The organism is Vogesella sp. AC12 (genome assembly GCF_024437575.1).
Lineage (GTDB): Bacteria > Pseudomonadota > Gammaproteobacteria > Burkholderiales > Chromobacteriaceae > Vogesella > Vogesella indigofera.
On the sequence record NZ_JANFNU010000005.1, the window covers coordinates 255,057 to 278,957 of the forward strand.

At 65.3% G+C, this 23,901-nt stretch carries 17 protein-coding genes; 8 read left to right on the forward strand and 9 right to left on the reverse strand.

Going from position 1 to position 23,901, the window contains the following annotated elements; genetic code table 11:
• Positions 1–13 precede the first annotated feature (13 nt).
• Positions 14–1,699, reverse strand: coding sequence for a glutamine--tRNA ligase/YqeY domain fusion protein (locus NOM55_RS10680; RefSeq protein WP_255908560.1), 1,686 nt, complete (start codon positions 1,697–1,699; stop codon positions 14–16).
• A gap of 183 nt (positions 1,700–1,882) precedes the next feature.
• On the opposite strand from NOM55_RS10680, the gene ppk2 reads away from it, so the two are divergent.
• A complete protein-coding gene (gene ppk2, locus NOM55_RS10685) occupies positions 1,883–2,893 on the forward strand; it encodes a polyphosphate kinase 2 (RefSeq protein ID WP_255908561.1) in 1,011 nt (336 codons plus the stop codon).
• Between the two features lie 113 nt (positions 2,894–3,006).
• Here the strand turns inward: ppk2 and NOM55_RS10690 are convergent, their stop codons facing one another.
• The 5 genes from NOM55_RS10690 to NOM55_RS10710 form a co-directional block, all read right to left on the reverse strand.
• Entirely contained in the window at positions 3,007–3,984 is a 978-nt protein-coding gene (locus NOM55_RS10690; protein ID WP_255908562.1) for an NAD(P)/FAD-dependent oxidoreductase, read from the reverse strand.
• 144 nt (positions 3,985–4,128) lie between these two features.
• The gene (locus NOM55_RS10695) at positions 4,129–5,304 is read right to left on the reverse strand and encodes an HD-GYP domain-containing protein (protein WP_255908563.1); all 1,176 of its coding nucleotides are present in this window, start codon (positions 5,302–5,304) and stop codon (positions 4,129–4,131) included.
• A 120-nt stretch (positions 5,305–5,424) separates the two neighbouring features.
• The gene (gene hrpA / locus NOM55_RS10700; protein ID WP_255908564.1) at positions 5,425–9,384 is read right to left on the reverse strand and encodes an ATP-dependent RNA helicase HrpA; all 3,960 of its coding nucleotides are present in this window, start codon (positions 9,382–9,384) and stop codon (positions 5,425–5,427) included.
• A 249-nt stretch (positions 9,385–9,633) separates the two neighbouring features.
• Positions 9,634–10,002 (reverse strand): glutaredoxin, encoded by a 369-nt coding sequence (locus tag NOM55_RS10705; protein ID WP_120811354.1) that lies wholly within the window; start codon positions 10,000–10,002, stop codon positions 9,634–9,636.
• An 82-nt stretch (positions 10,003–10,084) separates the two neighbouring features.
• Positions 10,085–10,879 (reverse strand): DeoR/GlpR family DNA-binding transcription regulator, encoded by a 795-nt coding sequence (locus NOM55_RS10710; RefSeq protein WP_120811357.1) that lies wholly within the window; start codon positions 10,877–10,879, stop codon positions 10,085–10,087.
• Between the two features lie 162 nt (positions 10,880–11,041).
• On the opposite strand from NOM55_RS10710, the gene NOM55_RS10715 reads away from it, so the two are divergent.
• Positions 11,042–11,836: a Cof-type HAD-IIB family hydrolase gene (locus tag NOM55_RS10715; RefSeq protein WP_255908565.1), complete on the forward strand. Its 795-nt coding sequence runs from the start codon at positions 11,042–11,044 to the stop codon at positions 11,834–11,836.
• Positions 11,837–12,061: 225 nt separating this feature from the next.
• On the opposite strand, the gene NOM55_RS10720 is transcribed toward NOM55_RS10715, so the two are convergent.
• From NOM55_RS10720 to NOM55_RS10730, 3 genes are all read right to left on the reverse strand, one after another.
• Complete coding sequence (locus NOM55_RS10720) at positions 12,062–13,540, reverse strand: methyl-accepting chemotaxis protein (RefSeq protein ID WP_255908566.1); 1,479 nt, start codon at positions 13,538–13,540, stop codon at positions 12,062–12,064.
• 238 nt (positions 13,541–13,778) lie between these two features.
• Complete coding sequence (gene pta, locus NOM55_RS10725; RefSeq protein ID WP_255908567.1) at positions 13,779–15,866, reverse strand: phosphate acetyltransferase; 2,088 nt, start codon at positions 15,864–15,866, stop codon at positions 13,779–13,781.
• Between the two features lie 10 nt (positions 15,867–15,876).
• A complete protein-coding gene (locus NOM55_RS10730) occupies positions 15,877–17,070 on the reverse strand; it encodes an acetate kinase (RefSeq protein WP_047966081.1) in 1,194 nt (397 codons plus the stop codon).
• A gap of 488 nt (positions 17,071–17,558) precedes the next feature.
• Between NOM55_RS10730 and NOM55_RS10735 the strand changes: the two genes are divergently transcribed.
• The 6 genes from NOM55_RS10735 to NOM55_RS10760 all read left to right on the forward strand — a co-directional run bounded on the left by NOM55_RS10735 (position 17,559) and on the right by NOM55_RS10760 (position 23,696).
• Entirely contained in the window at positions 17,559–18,668 is a 1,110-nt protein-coding gene (locus NOM55_RS10735) for an aromatic ring-hydroxylating dioxygenase subunit alpha (RefSeq protein ID WP_255908569.1), read from the forward strand.
• 68 nt (positions 18,669–18,736) lie between these two features.
• Positions 18,737–19,261 (forward strand): hypothetical protein, encoded by a 525-nt coding sequence (locus tag NOM55_RS10740; protein ID WP_255908570.1) that lies wholly within the window; start codon positions 18,737–18,739, stop codon positions 19,259–19,261.
• Entirely contained in the window at positions 19,258–20,097 is an 840-nt protein-coding gene (locus NOM55_RS10745) for a DMT family transporter (RefSeq protein WP_255908571.1), read from the forward strand. Before NOM55_RS10740 ends, NOM55_RS10745 begins: the two co-directional genes overlap by 4 nt.
• The gene (locus tag NOM55_RS10750; protein ID WP_255908572.1) at positions 20,098–20,928 is read left to right on the forward strand and encodes a DMT family transporter; all 831 of its coding nucleotides are present in this window, start codon (positions 20,098–20,100) and stop codon (positions 20,926–20,928) included.
• A 49-nt stretch (positions 20,929–20,977) separates the two neighbouring features.
• Complete coding sequence (locus NOM55_RS10755) at positions 20,978–21,334, forward strand: STAS/SEC14 domain-containing protein (protein ID WP_120811371.1); 357 nt, start codon at positions 20,978–20,980, stop codon at positions 21,332–21,334.
• Positions 21,335–21,392: 58 nt separating this feature from the next.
• Positions 21,393–23,696 (forward strand): Tex family protein, encoded by a 2,304-nt coding sequence (locus NOM55_RS10760; RefSeq protein ID WP_255908573.1) that lies wholly within the window; start codon positions 21,393–21,395, stop codon positions 23,694–23,696.
• The last annotated feature ends 205 nt before the right edge of the window (positions 23,697–23,901 follow it).

Here is a 23,901-nt window from a genome sequence, read left to right on the forward strand (position 1 = left end):
CTATCCCGAATGCTTATTTCGCCCAGCTGTCTTTCAGGCCGACGGTGCGGTTGAACACGATCTTGCTGCCCGGCTGGTGCTGGTGGCGGTCGGTGACGAAGTAGCCGATGCGCTCGAACTGGTAGCGCGTTTCCGGCGCCGCGTCGCGGACCACCGGCTCGATGTAGCCGGTGATGGTCTGCAGCGAGTCCGGATTCAGGAACTGCATGAAGTCGACGTATTCGCCGTCTTCGCCGCGCACCGCGTCCGGACGCGGCTCGTTGAACAGGCGGTCGTAGAGGCGCACTTCCGCGGTCACGGCATGATTGGCCGCCAGCCAGTGGATCACGCCCTTCACCTTGCGGCCAACCGGGTTCTGCCCCAGCGTGTCGTGGTCGATGGAGCATTTCAGCTCGATCACCTTGCCGTCCGCGTCCTTGATCACTTCGTCACACTTGATCACGTAGCTGTAACGCAGGCGCACTTCGCCGCCGACGGTGAGGCGCTGCCATTTCGGTGGCGGCACTTCGGCGAAGTCGTCACGCTCGATGTAGATCTCGCGCGCGATCGGCACTTCGCGCTCGCCGAATTCCGGGTGGTGCGGATGGTAGGGCGCGCTGCGGCTGGCGGTGACGCCGTCCTGATAGTTGGTGAGGGTGACCTTGATCGGGTCCAGCACCGCCATCACGCGCGGCGATTCGTTTTCCAGCATCTCGCGTACCGCGCCTTCGAGAATGGCCAGGTCGATGATGTTTTCACCGCGCGACACGCCGATGCGCTGCGAGAACAGGCGGATGCCGGCCGGGCTGTAGCCGCGGCGGCGCATGCCTTCGATGGTCGGCATGCGCGGGTCGTCCCAGCCGCTGACCTTGTTGTCGGTGACCAGCGCGTTCAGCTTGCGCTTGGAGGTCAGCGCGTACAGCAGCTCCAGGCGCGAGAATTCGTACTGGCGCGGGTGGCAGCCGATGCTGATGTTGTCCAGCACCCAGTCGTACAGCGGGCGGTGGTCTTCGAACTCCAGCGTGCACAGCGAGTGGGTGATGCCCTCGATCGCGTCCGAGATGCAGTGGGTGTAGTCGTACATCGGGTAGATGCACCACGCGTCGCCGGTGCGGTGGTGATGCGCGCGGCGGATACGGTAGATCACCGGGTCGCGCAGGTTGACGTTGCCGGAAGTCATGTCGATCTTCAGGCGTAGCGTCTTGCTGCTGTCGGCGAATTCACCGTTCTTCATGCGCGTGAACAGGTCGAGGTTTTCCGCCACGCTGCGCTCGCGGAACGGGCTGTTCTTGCCCGGCTCGGTCAGGCTGCCGCGGTATTCGCGCATCTGTTCGGCATTGAGATCGCAGACAAAGGCGTGGCCGGACTGGATCAGCTCGATGGCGTAGTCGTACAGCTGCTGGAAGTAGTCGGAGGCGTAGCGCACGTTGCCGTCCCACTGGAAGCCGAGCCAGGCCACGCTGTCCTTGATGGCCTGCACGTACTCGTCGGATTCCTTCTCCGGGTTGGTGTCGTCCATGCGCAGGTTGCACTTGCCCTGGTAGTCCTCGGCCAGGCCGAAGTTCAGGCAGATCGACTTGGCGTGGCCGATGTGCAGGTAGCCGTTGGGTTCCGGCGGGAAGCGGGTAACGATGCTGCTGTGTTTGCCGGAGGCAAGGTCTTCATCGATGATGGCGCGGATGAAGTTGCTGATGACGGGCGCGTTGTTTTCTACGGACATGGTGATGAATTCGGTCGGCAATAATCTGATCTTGCGATTGTACCTGATTCGCCTGTTGCCGCGCAGTGCTGCTGCAGTGCGGCGCTATTTGATCCGCATCAACTGTGCGCCAGCCAGCTCATGACGCTGACAATGGCGGGGGCGTAGCATGTTTTGTATTACCCCACCGTAAAGAGTCGCACCATGAATGACGAAAACAGCAAGGAACAGCCGTTGAACCAGGAAGCCGACAGCGTGGCCGCCGAGCCGCAAAAGCCGGCACCGGCACGGCGCCGCAGCGCGGTGGCCAAGGCGCGCGAGGCGGCGGCACGCGAAATCGAGGCCATCAGCCATGCGCCGGTGGCGCTGCAGGTGGCGCACGCGCCGCACGGCACCATCGAGGACAGCACCAGCGCGCCGTTGCCGGCGGATTTTCCGTATCGCAGCCGCATCAAACGCGACGATTACGAGCGGCAGAAGGCCGCGCTGCAGGTCGAGCTGCTGAAGGTGCAGAACTGGGTCAAGGAAACAGGGCAGAAGATCGTGGTGCTGTTCGAAGGCCGCGACGCCGCCGGCAAGGGTGGCACCATCAAGCGCTTCATGGAGCACCTCAACCCGCGCGGCGCGCGGGTGGTGGCGCTGGAAAAACCGACCGAGCAGGAGCGCGGCCAGTGGTATTTCCAGCGTTACATCCAGCACCTGCCCACCGCCGGCGAGATGGTGCTGTTCGACCGCAGCTGGTACAACCGTGCCGGCGTGGAGCGGGTGATGGGCTTCTGCACGCCGCAGGAGTACCTGGAATTCATGCGCCAGACACCGCAGCTGGAACGCATGCTGGTTAACAGCGGCATCCACCTGTTCAAGTTCTGGTTCTCGGTCAGCCGCGAGGAGCAGCTGCGCCGCTTCATCTCGCGCCGCGACGATCCGCTGAAACACTGGAAGCTGTCGCCGATCGACATCCAGTCGCTGGACAAGTGGGACGACTATACCGAGGCGAAGAAGGCGATGTTCTTCCACACCGATACCGGCGACGCGCCGTGGGCGGTGATCAAGTCCGACGACAAGAAGCGTGCCCGTCTCAACTGCCTGCGCCATTTCCTGTGGCAGCTGCCATACCCGGACAAGAACCTGACCATCATCCGCCCGGATGACAAGATCGTCGGTGCGGCCGGCAGCGTGTTCGAGGCGTCGGAGAAGGAACTGGACCACTTCTGATCCGCCACGGCGGTGGCGGCGCATGAGGGCAGGGCGCCGTTGCCGGCATGAGGATGACCAAGGTTGGCCGCAACGGCGTGTGCTGTTGCGGCCAAGCTTTTGTCGTTTGTACCTTAGTGCGCTGCCAGCAGCGCGTCGGCCAGCCGCGTGCCGCTCAGATAGGCATCCTCGACGCGCTTGCCCAGGCACCAGTCACCGGCGACGCCGACACTGTCCTCCAGCAGGAAGCCGTCCGGCAGCGGATTGGCTGCCTGCGCGTACAGCCAGCGGTGTGCGCTCAGCTGGCGTGGTGACACGCTGCCGCCGCAGTGCCCGGCCAGCGCCGCGCACAGTGCCTGCGCCACCTGTGCCGGGTCGTCATCAATGTGCTGTGCCGACCAGGCGGGGCTGGCATGCAGCACCCAGCTCTCCATCGCCGGCCGCCCCGGCTTGCTGTTGTTGTGCGCCACCCACGACAGCGGACCCTCGCCGATGAAGGCGGCGTCGAAAGCCAGCGGCAGCGGGCTGTCGCTGAGCAGCATCGCCGCCCAGCACGGCTGCATCTCGACGGCGGCGGCCCGTGTTTGCAGCGCCGGCAGCGCGGCCAGCAACGGCGCCGCCTGCGCTGGCGGTATCGCCAGCACCACCTGCTGCGCCTGCCACTGGCTGCCATCGTCAAAAGCCAGCTGCCAGCCGCTGCCATTACGTTGCAGTGCGAGCAGGCGCAGCTGGTGCTGCACCGACAGCCCGTCAGCCAGCGCGCGACACAGCGCGCTCATGCCCGGGGTGCCGACGAAGCGTGCCTCCTGCACCAGCTCACGCGGCTGGCCGTCGTCCGCCAGTGCCACCACGCGGCCGGACCAGGGTGCGCACCAGCCGGCCTGCTGCCAGTCGGCCAGCGCGGCGATAAACTCCGGGGTGTGGGCGGTGAAGTACTGCGCGCCATGATCGAAGCTGAAGCCGTCGCCGCGGCGGGTGGCCATGCGCCCGCCCATGCCCTTGCTCTTGTCGAAAATCACCACCTCGCGTCCGGCCGCCGCCAGTTGCCGCGCACAGCTGATGCCGGCCATGCCGGCGCCAATTACCGCGATGTCACACCGTTTTGCTGTCATCCGTCGTCGGCCTTTCTCGCCGCAATGTCGTCATTCACGGCGGGCATTGTCGGCTCGTATCGTGTTTTTGTATAGTACAAATATTGGATGGACAAAAAAATGCGGCCAACGTTGGCCGCAGATGGTCTGGCTACTGTCAGGGTTTCAGCTGTTCCACAGCTTCAGCAGGAAGGCGGGGCGCACGCCGGCTTCCTGCGGCGACACCGGCTGGCTGATGGTGTAGTCGGCAAGACCGGTGTTGCGCGGCATCGGCTCGCCGTACACCTCGCCGTTGGCCGCGCGCACGCTGGCAACGCGCGGCTGGGTGTTGTTGCCGTCGGCGGCGCGGTGGGTGACGATGGCGATTTCCTGGTTGGCGAGGCGCACGAAGCTGCCCGGCGGGTAGATGCCCAGTTCCTTGATCAGCAGCGCGACAAAGCGCGAATCGAACTCGCTGAATTCGCCCTTGTACAGCCGTGCCAGCGCGATCGACGGCAGCCGCCCGGCGCGGTGCGCCTGGCTGATCAGCAGCGAGGTCAGCACGTCGGTGAGGCGGATCAGGTGCGCGCCGGGGTCGATCTCTTCCTTCTTCAGGCCGTAGGGATAGCCGGCGCCGTTCCATTCCTCGTGGTGCTGCTGCACCAGCAGGTGCCAGCGCTCGTTTTCCACGCCCAGATCGCGCAGCAGCGCGGAGGACAGCAGCGGGTGGCCGTACATCTGCTGTTGCTGCTCGTTGCTGAGCTTGGCCTGCTGCTTGGTCAGCTCGCTGTGTAGCCCGGTGGCGGAGATGTTCATGGTCAGCGCCGCGCACAGCAGCACCTGCATCTCGTCGGCCGGCAGCTTCAGGCGCCGCCCCAGCACCGCGAGGATGGCGGCGGTGTGCAGGCTGTGGGTGCTGCCGTAGTCCTGGAACGGCACCAGCAGGCAGGAGGCGATCAGCCCGTCCGGCTGTTGCTCTGAGAGCGTGGCCAGTCGCTGCGCCACCTGCGTCACTTGCGCTTCGAACTCGCTGACGTGGAAGTAGTGGTTGAGCAGGCCGCGCATCTTGTGCGCCAGGCTGTCCATTTCCACCAGCGGGTTGCGGCCGCGGCTTTCGCGTTCCTTGCGCAGCTGCTCCTGCTGCTTTTCGCGGCGTTCGCGCAGCTCGCGCTCGGCGGCGGCCATCTTGGCGTCCTTGCTGATTTCGCCGTTGGCCAGCAGCCGCTGTTTCTGTTCCTCGGTCAGCACGTAGTGGCCGCGCTTGACCAGCAGCACGCCGCTCTTGTGGTACACGTCCATCTGCAATTCCTTGCCGACGATGACGTGGCTGGCACTCAATTTGGTAGTTGTTATCTCACTCATAAGCTGCGAGCCCGGCCCTTGTGATGACGCATCAGTGTGTGGGTGCGAATGGTCTTGTTATGGTGGTGTCCGGCGCGGCCGCGGCGCTGATGCCTGCGTGCGGCGGCCGCGGGATCGCGATCAGCGCAGGTTTTTCGGCAGCTCGTCCCACAGTTTCAGCAGCCGCTTCACCGATACCGGATACGGCGTCTTCAGCTCCTGGGCGAACAGGCCGACGCGCAGCTCCTCAATATGCCAGCGAAACAGTTGCAACGCCAAGCTGGCGCCGCCGCGCTCGTTTTCTTCCGCCATGCGCGCTTCCCATTTCTGCCACAGGTCACGGATTTCGGCGCCGCGCTGGCCGTCGCGCTGCGCGTTGGCCGGCTGTTTGTCCATGCGCAGGCTCATCGCCTTCATGTAGCGCGGCAGTTGCGGCAGCTGGCTCCACGGCGTGGCGGTGAGGAAGCCCTTGTACACCAGTCGCGCCAGCTGTTGCGTCAGCTCGTGGCCGAGGCGGTGCTTCTGCAGCTTGGGCAGCAGCGCCTGGTATTCGGCGGCGATCTGGTTCAGGTAGCTGGTCACCGCCTGCGTCACCGCCGGCAGCCGGGTGCGGGCGCGCGCCTTCTGCTCGTTGAATGCCTTCTCGGTGCGCGGCGCGTCGTCGTCGCCGATGAAGGCGCGGTCGCAGATGGCGGTGATGGCGTCCTGCAGCAGCTCGTCGACATTGCACACATTGCGCAGCTGCAAGCCAAGCTGGGTCATGCCCGGCAGGCCCTTGTTCAGTTGCTTCATGTGCTCCTTCAGCTGGTACTGCAGCAGGCGCACCACGCCGCGGCGGTGCTCAAGGTTGGCCGCGGTCTCGGTGTCGAACAGGCGGATCGCCACCCGCTCGCCCTTGGTGTCGGTCTCGATGGTCAGCGCCGGGAAGCCGGTCAGCTGCTGGCGGCCGCGCGCGAACTGGATCGCCTGCGGCAGCTCGCCAAAGTCCCACGTCTCGACATTGTCGCGCTCGAATTCGGCGCTGGTGTCGCGGAAGGTCAGCTGCGCCGCCTGGCCGAACTGCTTCTGCAGCGCGAGCAGATCGCGGCCCATGCCGATTTCCTGCTTGCCGTCGTCGACGATGCGGAAGTTGAACAGCAGGTGCGCCGGCAACTCCATGGTGGCGAACTCCAGCGGATCCACCTTCAGCCCGCCGGTGTGGCGCAGGATGAAGTGCGCCAGCTGCGGCGCGATCGGCTGCTGGGTGTCCGGGTTGCCGAGCAAGAACTGGGTCACGAAATCCGGCACTGGCACGCAGCAGCGGCGGATCTGCTTCGGCAGGCCCTTGATCATCGCCTGCAGCTTTTCGCGGATCATGCCCGGCACCAGCCATTCGAACTCCGCCGGCTGCAGCGTGTTGAGCACCGCCAGCGGCAGGTCGATGGTGACGCCATCCAGCGGGTGGTTCGGTTCGAAACGGTAGCGCAGGCGGCAGCGGCTCTCGGCCAGCTCGCGCCATTCCGGGAACTGGTTTTCCGACACGTGCTCGGCGGCGTGGCGCATCAGCTCGTCGCGGGTCAGGAACAGGATTTTCGGGTTCTGCTGTTCCGCTTCCTTGCGCCACGCTTCAAAGCTGGCGGCGTCGACTACGTCTGATCCAAGACGCTCGGCGTAGAACGCAAACAGCGCGTCCTCGTCCACCAGAACGTCCTGGCGCCGCGCCTTGTGCTCCAGCTGTTCCACCTCGCGGATCAGCTGCTGGTTGCGCTGGAAGAACGGCGCGTTGCTCACGTACTCCATCGCCACCAGCGCACCGCGGATGAACAGCTCGCGCGCTTCCTCCGGCGCGATGCGGCCGTAGCTGACCGGACGGCGCGCGATCAGCGTCAGGCCGAACAGCGTCACCCGCTCGCTGGCCACCACCTCGCCGCGCGATTTTTCCCAGTGCGGCTCGAAGTGGTGCAGCTTGACCAGGTGCGGCGCGACCGCCTCCACCCACTCCGGCTCGATGCGCGCCACGCAGCGGCCGTACAGCTTGGTGGTTTCCACCAGCTCGGCGGTGACGATCCACTTCGGACGTACCTTCTTCAGGCCGGTGCCGGGGAATACCAGAAAGCTGCCGCCGCGCGCACCGGTGTAGTCGTCGCTCTCCTGCGATTTCATGCCGATATTGCCGATCAGGCCGGTGAGCAAGGCCTTGTGCAGCTTCTCGTAGGCCACCAGATCGGCCTGCGCACGTTTCTTCGGCGTGGTCTCAAGGTTGGCCGCAACCGCCGCCGGCGCGTGCGCCTTGTCCTTCTCGATCAGGTTCAGCTCGCTGGCGATGTCGGCCAGCTGCGCGTGCAGCTCGCGCCACTCGCGCATGCGCAGGTGCGACAGGAAGTGCTCGTGACACAGGTTGACCAGCTGGCGGTTGCTGGTCTTGTTGGCCAGCGCGTTGCTGAAGAAATCCCACAGGTGCAGGTAGGACAGGAAGTCGGACTTCTCGTCGTTGAAGCGCGCCTGCGCGCGGTCGGCGGCCTCGCGCGCCTCGAACGGCCGCTCGCGCGGGTCCTGGATCGACAGCCCGGCGGCGATGATCAGCACCTCGCGCACGCAGTGGTGCTCGCGCCCGGCCAGCAGCATGCGGCCAACCTTGGGGTCGACCGGAATGCGCGCCAGCTCGGTGCCGACCGGCGTCAGCTGCAGTTGCTCGTCCACCGCGCCCAGCTCCTGCAGTACCTGGTAGCCGTCGGCGATCAGGCGGCTGGACGGCGGCTCGATGAACGGGAATTCGTCGACCTTGCCCAGCCGCAGCGCGGCCATGCGCAGGATCACCGCCGCCAGGCTGCAGCGCACGATTTCCGGATCGGTAAACGCCGGACGGGCGTTGAAATCGTCCTCGGCGTACAGCCGCACGCAGACGCCGGCCTCGATCCGGCCGCAACGGCCGGCACGCTGGCGCGCGGCGGCCTGCGAGATTTTCTCTACTTGTAATTGCTCGACCTTGGCGCGCGGGCTGTAGCGCTTGATGCGGGCAAGGCCGGTGTCGATCACGTACTTGATGCCCGGCACGGTGAGCGAGGTCTCGGCCACGTTGGTGGCCAGCACGATGCGGCGGCCGCCGGACGGCTTGAAAATCTTCTGCTGGTCTTCGTTGGACAGTCGCGCGAACAGCGGCAGGATCTCGTAGTGGCGGATGCCGCTGCGGCGCAGCTTGTCGGCGGTGTCGCGGATCTCGCGCTCACCGGGCAGGAACACCAGGATGTCGCCGGCGCCGTGACGCGAGATTTCGTCGACGGCGTCGACGATGGCGTCTTCCATCTCCACCTCGCGCTCGTCCTCGTCGCGCTGCTTCAGCGGCCGATAGCGTACTTCCACCGGAAAGGTGCGGCCGGACACTTCCAGCACCGGCGCGCCGTCGAAGTGGCGGGCGAAGCGGTCGGCGTCGATGGTGGCCGAGGTGATGATGATCTTGAGATCGGGCCGGCGCGGCAGCAGCTGCTTCAGGTAGCCGAGCAGGAAGTCGATGTTGAGGCTGCGTTCGTGCGCCTCGTCGATGATGATGGTGTCGTAGGCTTCCAGGTAACGGTCGGTCTGCGTCTCCGCCAGCAGGATGCCGTCGGTCATCAGCTTGATCACGTTGCGCTCCGACTGCTTGTCGTTGAAGCGCACCTTGAAGCCGACGTGGGTGCCCAGCTCCGATCCCAGCTCCTGCGCGATGCGCGTCGCCACCGAGCGTGCGGCCAACCTGCGCGGCTGGGTGTGGCCGATCAGGCCGTACACGCCACGGCCCAGCTCCAGGCAGATTTTCGGCAGCTGCGTGGTCTTGCCGGAGCCGGTCTCGCCGCAGATGATCACCACCTGGTTGGCCGCAATCGCCGCCTTGATGTCGTCCAGCTTCTGGTTGACCGGCAGCGCGTCGTCAAAGGTTGGCCGCGGCCGGTGTTCGGCGCGCACGGCGGCGCGGCCGGCGGAGCGGGCGATCTGCGCGGCGATGTCCTGCAGCAGCTTGTCTGACGGCTGGTTCTTGCGCAGGCGCTGCTCGACATCCTGCAGCTTGCGTTTCAGCGGCTGGCGGTCGCGCAGCAGGCAGGTGGACAGGGCGGCTTTCAGGGCGGCGGGTGTGGCGGTGGTGGTCATGCGTGGCTTCTAAAGAGCGGGCTGCGGAAGGGCGAGAGTATAGCAGAGTGGCATGGGGGCGAGACGGGCGGGCGGTGTCGGCCCGCCCGGGCGTCAGAACCTGTTCAATGTCTGCTGCGACTGATCTCGACGTGGGGCGATATGGCGTTGAAAACATCTTCGGAATACTTGTTATATCCAGCTCAACGCCGCTTCCTCAAGCCGTTTTTGCCTTGTCTCGCGTGAGCTCGCGAGACTTTGAACAGACTCTCAGGCGGCGAAGTGCTGTTCCAGATAGCCGCGAATGGCTTTCGATTCGTACAGCCACTGCACCTTGCCGTCCTGCTCGATGCGCAGGCATGGCACCTGGATCTTGCCGCCGCCTTGCAGCAGCTCGTCGCGGTGCGCGGCATTGTTTTTCGCATCGCGCAGCGCCACCGGTACGTTGAGGCGGTGCAGCACGCGGCGGGTCTTGACGCAGAATGGGCAGGCGCGGAACTGGTACAGCGTCAGTCCGGCGGCGGCGGCATCAACGCGTTGCTGGCTGGCGGCATCGCGGCGCAGCTTGCGCGGGCGGGTGAGGTAATCGGCGGCAACTATGGTGTTGCCTAGTACGAGGCGCAGGGCTTTGATCAGCATGGCGGAATCCAGTCGGAAAATTGGCCGCCAGTGTAGCGGCTGCACCGGCCGGCGGCCAGCGTTTGCCGCGCTGCAGCAGACGCTAGTCGGCGATCAGCAGCGGTACGCCGCTGTGCTGCAGGCTGGCCAGCTTGTGCGGCTCGGCGTCGGCCTCGATCACCAGCCGGCCGATGTCGCGCATGGCGGCCACCGCGAACGGCGACGCGGTGCCGAGCTTCTCGTTGGTGACGGCGAGCACGATCTGGTTGCACTGGCTGACCAGCACGCGCTTGAACGCCGCTTCCTCGGCGATGGTGGTGCCGACGCCCAGTTCGATGTCCACCGAACAGGTGCCGAGAAAGCACACGTCGGGGCGCATGTCCTGCACCGCCAGCGTCGGGATGCTGCCCAGTGTGCCGCCGACGCGGTGGTCCATGCGCCCGCCGATCACCAGCACCTCGAACTGGCTGCGGCCGAACAGCACCGCGGCGATCGGGATCGAGTTGGTGGCCACCGTCAGCGGCATGTCCGGCAGCGCACGCGCGATTTCCAGATTGGTGGTGCCGGCATCGAGGAACACGAACTGTCCCGGCTGCAGCAGGCGTACCGCCGCTGCGGCCAACCTTGCCTTGCGCGCCACGTTCTCGTGGCTGCGCTCGATAAAGCTGCCGGTATTGGGCGTCATCGCGATGGCGCCGCCATAGACGCGCTGGCAGATCCCGGTGGCGGCCAGTTCGCGCAGGTCGCGGCGGATGGAGTCCTCGGACACGCCCAGCGTTTGCGCCAGCTCGGCGGCCAGCACGCGGCCTTCCTGTTGCAGGCGCTGGCGGATGTACTGGTGGCGGTCGCTGGGCAGGGCGATCGCCGGTGGCCGTTCTTTGCGTGCTTCGGTGGTCATGAGGGCAGCCTCGGTGAAAACAGGCAACATCGTGCAGTAGTGTGCAGGCGTGGTCAAATCCGGCGCTGTCTGCTGCGCGATTGTTGCCGGTTTGTGCGGGATTGTTTGCGTGTTTGTTCGTGAAGGTGCACAATCGTGCCTGTTGTTACTCAGGAGACTGCCATGTTCCGCGCCATTGCCACCGATCTTGACGGCACCTTGCTGGATGCCGAATCCCGCATCACCCCGCGCAGCGTTGCCGCCTTGCAGCGCGCCCACGCCGCCGGCTGCCGGCTGATCATCGCCACCGGCCGCCACTACCGCGACGTGCAGTTCCTGCTGAGCGGTATCGAGCTGCCGATCAGCGTGATCAGCGCCAACGGCGCGCGGGTGCACGCGGTGGACGGCACGCCGCTGGCGGCGGCCAACCTGGCGCCGGCGCTGGTGCAAAAGCTGGTGCAGCCGGCGCTGGTGCGCGACGTGGAGCTGGCGCTGTATCTGGATGACCGCAAGCTGGCCTGCCGCTACACCGGCTCGCTCAACGGCTATCTCGACCGCGCCGAGGTGCACGCCAGCCTGGCGGACTACCATGGCCGCGACGTGGCCAAGATCATCTATTGCGGCGATCCGGCGCAGCTGCGGCTGGTGGAGCAGGACATCCGTTACCGCTTCGACGGCCAGCTGGCGCTGACCTATTCGCAGGACTGCTATCTGGAAGTGATGGCGCCGGGGGTGAGCAAGGGCCAGGCGCTGCAGCAGCTGCTGGCCGGCATGGGCATCGCGGCGCAGGATTGCGCGGCGTTTGGCGACGCGATGAACGACGTCGAGATGCTGCAGCTGGTCGGCCACCCGCACCTGATGGCCAATGCCAGCCAGCATCTGCAGCAGCAGGTGCCGGACGGGCTGCGCATCGGCCACCACGCCGAGTCGGCAGTGGCGGTGCTGCTGGAGAGCCGCTTCGCCGCCTGCGGCGTCTGAGAACCTGTTCATGATCTGCTGCGACTGATGTCAACGTGGCGTACCGCGTTGGAAACGGTTTCGGCATGCTTGTTTATATCTGGATAAACGCCGCTTCCTCAGCCGTTTTCGCCTTGTCTCACGTTAGCTCGCGAGATCGTGAGCACGCCTGAGCGCGGCCGCAGACCTTTAAATGAAAAAGCCGCCCGGCAGCAGCCGGGCGGCTTTGGTTTTGGTGCGCGGTGCTCAGGCGGTGATGCCGCGGAACTGGCGCACGCTGTCGCCCAGCTCCGCCATCAACTGGTCCAGCCGCACCGTGGCGTGGGCGATGGTGTCGGTTTCGCCGGACAGGCTGCGGGTGGCGTCGCCGACGGCGCTGATGTCGCCGGCAAACTGGGCAAAGCCGTCATTCTGGCTCTGCTCCGCCTGCGATACCTCGCGCAGCAGGCCGACCAGCGCGTGGGTGTCGCCGATGATGCCGGACAGCCGCTGCTGCGCGTCGACGGTGTTTTCGCGGCCGCTGCGCATTTGCGCGTTGCCTTCGCGGATCGCCTCGATCGCCTGGTTGGTGCCGTTCACGATCAGCTGGATCTTCTGCTCGATGTCCAGCGTCGCGCCCTGGGTGCGCTCGGCCAGCTTGCGCACCTCGTCGGCGACCACGGCGAAGCCGCGGCCCAGCTCGCCGGCGCGGGCGGCCTCGATCGCCGCGTTCAGAGCCAGCAGGTTGGTCTGGTCGGCAATGTCACGGATCAGCTGCACGATGCCGTTAACCTCGGTGCTGCGCTGGCCGAGGTCTTCCATGCGTTCCGCAGCGCGGGCGATGACGCTGCCGGCCTGGTTCAGCTGCTGCACCGCGGCGTCCATCGCGGCACCGCCGGCGCTGGCCGCCTGGCCGGCGGTATCGGCCATGCTGGTGGCGCTGAGCGATTGCTCGGTGTTCTGGCTGGTGGTCACCGCCATCTGCTGCGCGATGGCGACCATGGTGTCGGCGCGGTGGCGCTGCTCGGACATGGTGCGCGCCATCAGCTGGGTGCTGCTGGCGATGTCGCGGCTCTCGCTCTCAGCGGCGTCGAGCAGGCGGGTGACCTGCGCCATCATCTGCTTCATCGCCGCGGTGGCGCGTTCCGCCTCCTCGCGTGCCGATTCCAGCTTTTCGAAGGAGCGCGATTTGGCGCGTTCGTAGGATAGCCCCAGCGCCAGGATCACCAGCGTCAGGCCGATCAGCGATTTGGCCTGCAGCGCCGGCAGCTCGCTGTGCGGGATCGGCGACGCCGGGATGTCGCCGGCGGCGCTGAGTGCGAACATCAGGCCGATCATGGCAAAGCTGAGCAGCGTCCACACGATGCCGGAGCGGCGGCCGCTGACGAAGATGGCGGCAAACGGGATGATGGCAAACCACATGATGCTGGTGGAGAGGATGCCGCCGTTGACGTACACCATCCAGCTGACCATGCCGAACATGGACAGCACGATGCACTCGGCGACAAGGCGCAGCGCGCCGCTGAGCTTGAGCAGCAGCGGCCCCAGCAGCAGCGCCAGGCCGCCGATGAGGATGCCGCTGCCCATCGCCGGGTGATGCAGTTTGAAGTAGGAGAGGGCAAACAGCGGGGCGATGGCGCCGGCCAGCAGGCCGACACTGGTGACGGTACGTGCCCGGATCAGGGTGTCCGGGGATTGCCGGACGCTGTCCGGAATGAACCACTCGGTGATGCTGTTCAAAGACATCTGTGTTTCCTCGCGTTGTGTCGTGCGCTGTGGCCTGATGGCGCGGGCACGTTTTATCGTTATGTTTTTATAAAAGCGGGATCGATACTAAAACAGTTGTTTGAAACCATCAAGAAAGCATGGCGGGCGTGCTTTCTTTTGTTGCGTCATGGGTTTACAAGGTTGGCCGCAATGAAAAAACCCGATCATGCAGGCATGATCGGGCGGGGTAGGCGGGGGGGGCGGGGGCGACCGGAGTTTAGCGGCTGAATTGGTCGGCCTGGATCGCGGTCAGCGCGATGGTGTAAACGATGTCGTCCACCAGTGCGCCGCGCGACAGGTCGTTCACCGGCTTGCGCAGGCCCTGCAGCATCGGCCCGACCGACACCACGCCGGCGGAGCGCTGCACCGCCTTGTAGGTGGTGTTGCCGGTGTTGAGGTCGGGGAACACGAATACGGTGGCGCGGCCGGCCACCGGGCTGTCCGGCGCCTTCTGGCGGCCGACCGACTCTACCGACGCCGCGTCGTACTGCATCGGGCCGTCGATCAGCAGGTCCGGGCGTTTCTCGCGCGCGATGCGGGTGGCCTCGCGCACTTTTTCCACGTCGTCGCCGCTGCCGGAGGAGCCGGTGGAGTAGGAGATCATCGCTACCCGTGGCGGAATGCCGAAGGCGGCGGCGGAGTCCGCGCTCTGGATGGCGATATCTGCCAGCTCTTCCGCGCTTGGGTCCGGGTTGACCGCGCAGTCACCGTACACATAGACCTGGTCCGGCATCAGCATGAAGAACACGCTGGAAACCAGCTTGGCTTCCGGCGCGGTCTTGATCAGCTGCAGCGCCGGGCGGATGGTGTTGGCGGTGGTGTGGATGGCGCCGGACACCAGGCCGTCGACCTCGTTCAGCGCCAGCATCATGGTGCCCATCACCACGTTGTCTTCCAGCTGCTGCTCCGCCATCGGCGCGTTGAGGCCCTTGCTCTTGCGCAGCTCCACCATCGGCGGCACGTAGCGGGCGCGGACCTCGTTGGGGTCGACGATCTCGATGCCGGCGGGCAGGGTGATGCCCTGCGCCTCGGCCACCTGCAGGATCTCCTGGCGTTCGCCCAGCAGCACGCAGCGGGCGATGCCCTTCTCGTGGCAGATGGCGGCGGCGCGCACCGTGCGCGGCTCGTTGCCTTCCGGCAGCACGATGCGCTTGGCGGCGCGGCGCGCCTTTTCCATCAGCTGGTAGCGGAACGCCGGCGGCGACAGCCGTTTCTCGTGGTGCTCGCCGATGCGCTGGCGCAGCTGGCTGGTGCTGATGCGCTCGGCGACGAAATCGACCACCCGCTCCATGCGCTCCATGTCGTCGGCCGGCACCTGCCGGCTCATGGTCGAGATCAGGGTCGCGGTTTCCAGGGTGTTGGTGTCGATCGATAGCACCGGCAGGCCACTGGTGAACGCCTTGTGGCACAGCTGTGCCACGCGCGGGTCCGGTGCGGCGTCGCAGGTCAGCAGCAGGCCGGCCAGCGGCACGCCGTTCATGGTCGCCATCGCGGTGGCGAGCACGATGTCCTCGCGGTCGCCGGGGGTGATGATCAGCGCGCCGGGCTTGAGCAGCTCGACGATGTGCGGCACCGAGCGTGCCATCACCGAGATGCTGCGCACGCGGCGGCGCGTCAGCTGGCCGGCGTGCAGCAGCTTGGCTTTCAGGTAGTTGGCCACGTCCAGCGTGCGCGGTGCCTGTAGCTCCGGCTCGAACGGGATGCCGCCGAGGCAGGCAATGCGCCGGCTCTGGATCAGGCGGCTGGACTCGGTGATCTCTGCGGCCAACGTGGCCGGGTTCTGCCCCGGACGCAGGCGGTTGAGGATGTAGCCGGCCACCTGTCGCGGCTGGCCGCCGAAGGCCTGGATGGTGATCTCCAGCTGCTCCGCCAGCGTGTGGCTGGGCAGCTGGTCGGCGGCGCCGACCAGGATCACTTCCGCCTGCAGCGTGCGCGCGATCTTGCTGTTGATGTAGGTGGTGAACACCCGTTGCTGGTCCTGCACCAGGCCTTCCACGATGACCACGTCGACGCCGGCGGAGGCGCGCTGGAACAGGTGCACCACCTCTTCCATCAGCTGGTCGAGCTGGCCCTGGCTCAGCAGGTGCTCGGCGTGGTCCATCGGCAGCGGCTCCGGCGCGTTGAGGCGGCACAGCTCGCGGGCGAAGTGGGTGGAGCGTTCCGGCTCGCTGGTGTCGCTGCCCTGGGCGATCGGCTTGACGAAGCCGACCTTGAGGCCGTCCTGTTCCAGCGCGCGGATCAGGCCCAGCGAGACCGAGGTCAGGCCGGCGTCAACGCCGATCGGGGCGATCAGAAAAGTATGCATGGCTGTTCCCTCAGGCCGCCGGCTCGCACAGAGCGGCGGTGTCCAGCGCGATCATCAGCTCTTCATTGGTGTTGATGACCAGCGCTGGCGTGCTGCCGGCGCGGGTGATACGGCCGGCCTTGCCGCGGAAGGCAGCATCGTTGGCCGCAGGGTCGAGCGCGAGGCCGAGGAAGCCCAGCAGCTTGATCACCTTGGCGCGCAGCAGTGGCGAGTTTTCGCCGATGCCGCCGGTGAACAGCAGCGCATCCAGCCGGCCCAGCGCCACCGTCATCGCGGCGATCTGCTTGGCCAGACGGTAGGCGAACACTTCCAGCGCGATCTGCGCGCCGGTGTGGCCGGCGGCGGCGGCGTCTTCCAGTTCACGGCAGTCGCTGGACAGCTCGGACAGGCCGAGCAGGCCGGACTGCTTGTTGAGGATGTCGGACACGCCCTGGATGTCGGTGTTCAGCTCGGTGGCGAGGTAACCAAAAATGCCGGGGTCGATGTCGCCGCAGCGGGTGCCCATCACCAGGCCTTCCAGCGGCGTCAGTCCCATGCTGGTGTCGACGCTCTTGCCGTTCAGTACCGCGGCCACCGAGGCGCCGTTGCCGAGGTGGGCGCAGACGAAGGCGGATTCCGCCAGCGGCTTGCCCAGCATGGCCGCCGCTTCAGCGGTGACGTAGCGGTGGCTGGTGCCGTGGAAGCCGTAGCGGCGCACGCCGTGCTCGCGGTACAGCGCCATCGGCACCGCGTACAGGTAGGCCTGCTCGGGCATGCTCTGGTGGAAGGCGGTGTCGAACACCGCCACCTGCGGCAGGTGCGGGAAGCAGGCCTGTGCGGTGCGAATGCCCTGCAGGTGCGCCGGGTTGTGTAGCGGCGCGAGGCGAGCGCAGTCCTCGATGGCAGCAATCACGCTGTCGTCGATCAGAGTGGACTGCTTGAAGGTCTCGCCGCCGTGTACCACACGGTGGCCGATGGCGATCACGCTGCCGGTCAGCTCGCGCTCGTCAAAATAGGACAGGATCGCTTTCATGGCGCCGGCGTGATCGCCTTGCGCCAGAGTCAGTTCAACTTTCTTGCCGTCCTGCTTGAAACTGATGCAGGCGTCGGCGAGGCCGAGCTTTTCGGCAATGCCGGTCACGGTGGTGCGCTGGCTGGCGGCATCGATCAGCGCAAATTTCAGCGACGAGCTGCCGCAGTTGATGACAAGTGTGTGGTTGGTCATGTCGGGTCCGTTAGCATGAAGACGTCTGATGGAGGTCTGTGCCGGTGTTGCGTTCTTTTTATTGGGGGCGCTGCTGCGCCAGCGCTGGCAGCGTTTGGCCGCCGGCAGGGGCACTGATGATAACCGGTGATTATCCGCTATTTTGGTGCAATGCACCATCGGGGATTCCCTTGCTGTCGATGTTGCCCGATGCGGGCTGATTATGTGACAGCTGTTTGACAAGACAATGAATAGAAAAGGGTTTTGCCGCGTAATTTGATCAGATACCGGCTATGGCGGTTTCTTTTGCAAAAAGCCTGATCCAGCGCAATTGTGCGGCTAAAAAGTGCTTGCCCCGGGGGGGGATTTAGCCGACAATCCCGCCCCTGACCGCTTGGGCGGATCACGGAAGTCCGTGTTCTGGCAAGTGTTTTTTATAGCACTCCGTAAACTCGTTAAGAGCGAGATTCGGCTGGTCTTATATCTTCTTCCACGGAGGTGTGGGAATAATGTCTGATCTGGCTTCGTCCCAGTTGCTGAAAGCTTCTGCTGCGCAGTTGCCTGTCTTTACCTACTTTGATCCGGCGTACTACGCGCTGGAACAACAAGTCCTGTTCGCCAATGCCCCGCAGTATTACGGCCACGAGCTGATGGTGCCCAATGCCGGCGACTATCACACGCTGGACTGGCTCGGCCACGGCAAGATGCTGAAAAATGTCGATGGCGACATCAAGCTGATCTCCAACGTCTGCCGCCACCGCCAGGCGCTGATCTACAAGGGGCGCGGCACCGGCAACCACATGGTGTGCAACCTGCACGGCTGGACCTACGACAACGGCGGCCAGCTGATCGGCGCGCCGCACTTCCCGGAAACGCCGTGCCTGAATCTGAACCAGACCGAGCTGACCCGCTGGCAGGGTCTGCTGTTTGATGCCAAGCGCAACGTTGGCCGCGACCTGGAAAAGCTTGGCGTCGCTAGGCACATGACTTTCGAGAACTATGGTTATCACAAGTCGCTGACCACCGAGTACGACTTCAACTGGAAGACCTTCATCGAAGTCTATTCCGAGGACTATCACGTCGATCCGTTCCATCCGGGGCTGGGCAATTTCGTCGATTGCGCCGACCTGAAGTGGGAGTGGGGCGATCACTACCACGTGCAGACCGTGGGCGTGAAGAACGCACTGGCCAGGTCCGGCAGCAAGGTGTACGGCAAGTGGCACGAAGAAGTCATCAAGCGCTACGCCGACCAGCAGCCGGAATTCGGTGCCATCTGGCTGACCTACTACCCGAACATCATGGTGGAGTGGTATCCGCACGTGCTGGTGATCAGCGTGGTGATTCCGCGCGCCCCGGAAAAGTGCACGGTGATCACCGAGTTCTACTACCCGGAAGACATCCTGTGGTTCGAGCCGGAGTTCATCGAGGCGGAACAGGCGGCCTATATGGAAACCGCGGTCGAGGACGACGAGATCTGCCTGCGCATGCACGAGGGCCGCAAGGCGCTGTGGCTGCGCGGCGAGAGCGAGGTCGGGCCGTACCAGTCGCCGACCGAAGACGGGATGCAGCACTTCCACGAGTTCTATCGTCGGCAGATGGGTGAACATCTGGCTGGCTAAGACCGTGTTTTGTGCGGCACAATAAAAGGGCGCGGATTTCCGCGCCTTTTTTTGTCTGCCGGGCCATCATGCCATTTGTATTAAGCGTACTGTTCTCTGTGTTGTTCTCCGGGTTGGCCACTGCGGCGACCTATCGCAATCCCTACCTGGGTGTCACCATCAATGTGCCGGCGGCGTGGCAGGTGCGGCCGCATAGCGACGAGATGCTGCGCATCGTGCCGCCGCGGCAGGAAGACCGCGAGCGCGGCGGCGTGCAAGTGCAGGTCAGCCGCCAGCTGTTGCGCGGCAAGGAGCCGCTGAGCCGTCTGGCGGCGCGTTATCGCCGCGCCGACGACACGCGCGAGGCGGCGCAGGTGGTGCGCCTCGACCAGCAGCGTGGCCGGCTGGTGTTGTCCTATCGCGAAGGCCTGTACGTACAGAGCGGGCTGTGGATCGTCAGCCAGCAGCTGGTGGTGTGGCAGCAGCAGGGCGATGGCCGCTACATCAAGGCGCACTGCAGTGCCAACGCGGCGGAATATGCGCGCTACCGACGCGTGTTCGCCGATATCTGTCTCGGCCTCGCGGTGGCGCGCAAAGCGGAGGCGGGCGCATGAGTCGTCTCGGTTCCGGCTGGATGGTGGCAGCGGCGCTGTGCTTCGCGTTGATGAGCCTGTTTGCGGCGCAGGGGTCGAGCACGCTGCCGGCGTTCGAGGTGCTGTTCTATCGCACCTTCATCGGCCTGCTGGTGCTGCTGCCGCTGATGTTGCGGCGCGGCGAATCCTTGCGCAGCCCGCACTGGGGTGCCCATGCGCGGCGCAGCCTGATCGGCTACCTGTCGATGGCGATGCTGTTCTACGCGCTGAGCCGGCTGCCGCTGGCGGCGGCGGTCACCCTCAATTACACCTCTTCCTTGTCCTTTGCCCTCTGTTGCGTGCTGCTACGCCGCGAGCGGCTGCCGCCGGCGGTGTGGTTTGCGCTGTCGCTGGGTTTTGTCGGCATCGCTTGCATGTTGCGGCCAACCTTTGACGCCGGGCAGTGGTTTGCCGGGCTGATGGGGCTGGGTTCCGGCCTCGGCGCCGGGCTGGCGCTGTTCCATGTGCGCGAGCTGGGCGAGTTGGGCGAGCGGCCGTCGGTTACCGTGTTCTGGCTGTTCTTTTTGTCGTCGCTGTTCGGCCTGCTGGTGGTACTGTTCAATGGCGGCTTTCATGTGCTGAACGGGGTGCAGCTGGCGCAAATGCTCGCCGTCGGGTTGATGGGGCTGGCCGGACAGCTGGCGATGACGCGTGCCTACAAGGAAGGGCGCAAGTTCGTGGTGTCCAGCCTCGCCTATCTGACGGTGGCGTTCTCGGCGCTGATGGGCTTGTTCCTGCATCAGCAGCAACTGCCCTTGCTGTCCTGGCTGGGCATGACGCTGATCATCGGCAGCGGCATCCTGGCTGCGCGTCGCTAGATGGCCGGCGCCTTGTGGATGGTGCTGGCCGCGGTCAGCTTTGGCCTGATGGGGGTGTTCGTCAAGCTCGGTGCGGCATCGCTGGATACGGTGGCACTGGTGTTCTGGCGCACGCTGTTTGCGGTACTGCTGCTGGGTGGCGTGGCGCTGCTGCGGCGGCAGCGCTTCGCCACGCCGCAGCTGGGGCGCCACCTCAAGCGTGGTCTGATCGGCTACACCTCGCTGTTGGCCTACTTCTATGCTATCAGCCATCTGCCGCTGTCGACGGCGGTGACGCTCAACTACACCTCGCCGATGTTCCTGGCGCTGCTGTCGGTGCTGCTGCTGAAAGAAAAGCTGTCGCGGCACGCGTTGCTGGCGCTGCTGCTCGGCTTTGTCGGGGTGGCGCTGCTGTTGCGGCCAACCTTTGACGGTGCCGCCTGGCAGGCCGGGCTGCTGGGGCTGGGTTCCGGCCTGCTCGCCGGCTGGTCCTACCTGCACGTGCGCGAGCTGGGGCAGGCCGGCGAGGCGGAGTGGCGCACGGTGTTTTACTTTGCGCTGATCTCGACGCTCGGTGGCGGCCTGTTGCTGCTGGGACGGCCATGGCAGCCGCTGACCGCAGACAACCTGCCGTGGGTGCTGGGTCTTGGTGCCACCGCCACTGTGGCGCAGCTGGCGATGACGCGGGCCTACAAGGTTGGCCGCAAGCTGCTGGTCGCCAACCTGTCCTACCTGACGGTGGTGTTCTCCGCGCTGTTCGGTGCGCTGGTGTGGCAACAACAGCTGGGCGCCGGCGAGCTGCTGGCGATGGCCTTGATTATTGTCAGCGGCATTCTGGCCGGCAGGCGCTAATATTCGGAATGACAGTCCCTTCAATCCACTCTCACACAGGAGCCGCACCATGATTTCCATCCGCGAACAAGATTACGGTCTGGACGTTGCCCTCTACAACGAATTCACACTCGGCGACTTCAAGCTGTTCGAGGAGGCGCTGCTCAAGCGCAGCGGTGAGCACGGCAAGCCGGATGTGCTGCTGGATCTGTCCGGCATCAAGGACTTCACGCTGGATATGGCGATGGAGGAGATTCGCTTCATGCGCGCCCACGAGAGCGAATTCGGCCGTTTTGCCGTGGTGGCCGACGACACCTGGATTCGCTTGGCGGCGCACCTGTCCGGCCTGCTCACCCGCGTCCCCGCCGAATACTTCAATACGGTGGAAGATGCGCAGGCCTGGCTGAACAATCCGGTCACCGCTTGATTTTCCGGCGTATGCCGTTACAGTAGCGGCTTCCGTTTTCCGACAAGAACAACGCCGCATGTTGAAAAGTATCGCCAGCCGCCTCGCGACGGAACTCACCGTCCGCGAGGCGCAAGTCACCGCCACCATCAATCTCATCGACGAAGGCGCTACCGTGCCCTTCATCGCCCGTTACCGCAAGGAAGTCACCGGCGGCCTGGACGACACCCAGTTGCGCCTGCTGGCCGAGCGTCTGGTCTATCTGCGCGAGCTGGACGACCGTCGTGTCACCATCCTGAAAAGCATCGCCGAGCAGGAAAAACTCACCCCTCAACTGGAGTCGGCGCTGTACGCCGCCGACAACAAGACCACGCTGGAAGACCTGTACCTGCCGTACAAGCCCAAGCGCCGCACCAAGGCGCAGATCGCGCGCGAAGCCGGGCTGGAGCCGCTGGCCGACAGCCTGCTCGCCGACCCGACGCAAGTGCCGGAAACGTTGGCCGCAGGCTATGTCGATACCGACAAGGGCGTGGCCGATGCCAAGGCGGCGCTGGACGGCGCCCGCGCCATCCTGATCGAGCGCTTTGCCGAGGACGCCGCGCTGCTGGGCCGGTTGCGCGACAAACTGTGGAACGAGGGCGAACTGGCGGCGGTGGTGATCGCCGGCAAGGAGCAGGAAGGCGCCAAGTTTGCCGATTACTTCGCGCATCGCGAGCCGCTGAAGTCGACGCCGTCGCACCGCGCGCTGGCGCTCTTGCGCGGCCGCAACGAGGGCGTCCTGTCGGTGGCGCTGAAATATCAGCCGGACGAGACGCCGATCACGCAGCGCTCGGCCTACGAAGAGCTGATCGCCGCGCAGTTCGGCATCAAGGACGCCGGTCGCGCCGCCGACAAGTGGCTGCTGGACGGCGTGCGCCTGTGCTGGCGCGCCAAGATTTTCCTGTCGCTGGAGCTGGAGCTGGTGTCGAAGCTGAAAGACGCCGCCGACGCCGAGGCGATCAAGGTGTTTGCGGCCAACCTGCACGACCTGCTGCTGGCGGCGCCGGCCGGCCCGCGCGCCACCATCGGCCTCGACCCTGGTCTGCGTACCGGCGTGAAGGTGGCGGTGGTGGACAATACCGGCAAGCTGCTCGATACCGCCACCATCTACCCGCACGAGCCGCGCCGCGACTGGGATCGCTCGGTCGCCATTCTTGGCGCGCTGGCGCACAAGCATCAGGTCGAGCTGGTCGCCATCGGCAACGGTACTGCCAGCCGTGAAACCGACAAGCTGGCGCAGGACGTGATCAAGGCTTTCCCGCAGCTGAACCTGACCAAGATCGTGGTCAGCGAGGCCGGCGCTTCGGTGTACTCCGCTTCCGAGCTGGCGGCCAAGGAATTCCCGGAGCTGGATGTGTCCCTGCGCGGCGCGGTGTCGATCGCCCGCCGCCTGCAGGATCCGCTGGCCGAGCTGGTGAAGATCGATCCGAAGTCGATTGGTGTCGGCCAGTACCAGCACGACGTCAACCAGAGCCAGTTGGCGCGCAGCCTCGACGCGGTGGTGGAAGACTGCGTCAACGCGGTCGGTGTCGACGTCAACATGGCGTCGGTGCCGCTGCTGACGCGCATTTCCGGTCTTAACGGCACGCTGGCGGCCAACATCGTCGCCCATCGCGATGCCAATGGTGCGTTCAAATCACGCAAGGAACTGCTCAAGGTCAGTCGTCTCGGCGAAAAAACCTTCGAGCAGGCTGCCGGCTTCCTGCGCATCAGCAATGGTGACAATCCGCTGGATGCCTCCTCGGTGCATCCTGAGGCCTACCCGGTGGTGGAGCAGATCGTCAGCAAGACCGGACGCGCGGTAAAGCAGATCGTCGGCGACTCGATATTCATCAAGGGCCTGCGTGCCAGCGATTACACCGACGAGCGCTTCGGCCTGCCGACGGTGATGGACATCCTGAAGGAGCTGGACAAGCCGGGGCGCGATCCGCGTCCGGAATTCAAGACCGCCACCTTCCAGGATGGGGTGGAAAGCCTGAAGGATCTGCAGCCGGGCATGGTGCTGGAAGGGGTGGTCACCAACGTCGCCAACTTCGGCGCCTTCGTCGACATCGGCGTGCACCAGGATGGTTTGGTGCACATCTCGGCGCTGTCCAACAAGTTCATCGACGATCCGCGCAAGGTGGTCAAAGCCGGTGACGTGGTCAAGGTCAAGGTGCTGGAGGTCGACGTGCCGCGCAAGCGTGTCGCGCTGACCATGCGCCTGGATGACGAAGTCGGTACCGCGGTTAGTAGCGGCGCCGGGCGTAGCGACACTCATCGTCGCCAGAATGCCAAGCCGGCGGCGCAGGACAATACCGGTGGCGCCATGGCGGCCGCTTTTGCCAAATTGCGCGGCAAATAAGCCGGATTTAAGCCTGTTTTCCGGTTTGCCGGAATCGCGAAAGGTTGGCCGCAGGTGTTGCGGCCAACCTTTTTCATTTTTCCTGGTGCTGCGGTGGCTGTGGAATCAAGGACTTGCCGCTTTGGTGTCAAAAAGTCCGCTGTCGGGTGTTGACGCGGCTGGCGGGCTTCGCTATAGTTCGCCTCCTCAGCTGACGCCGCAAACG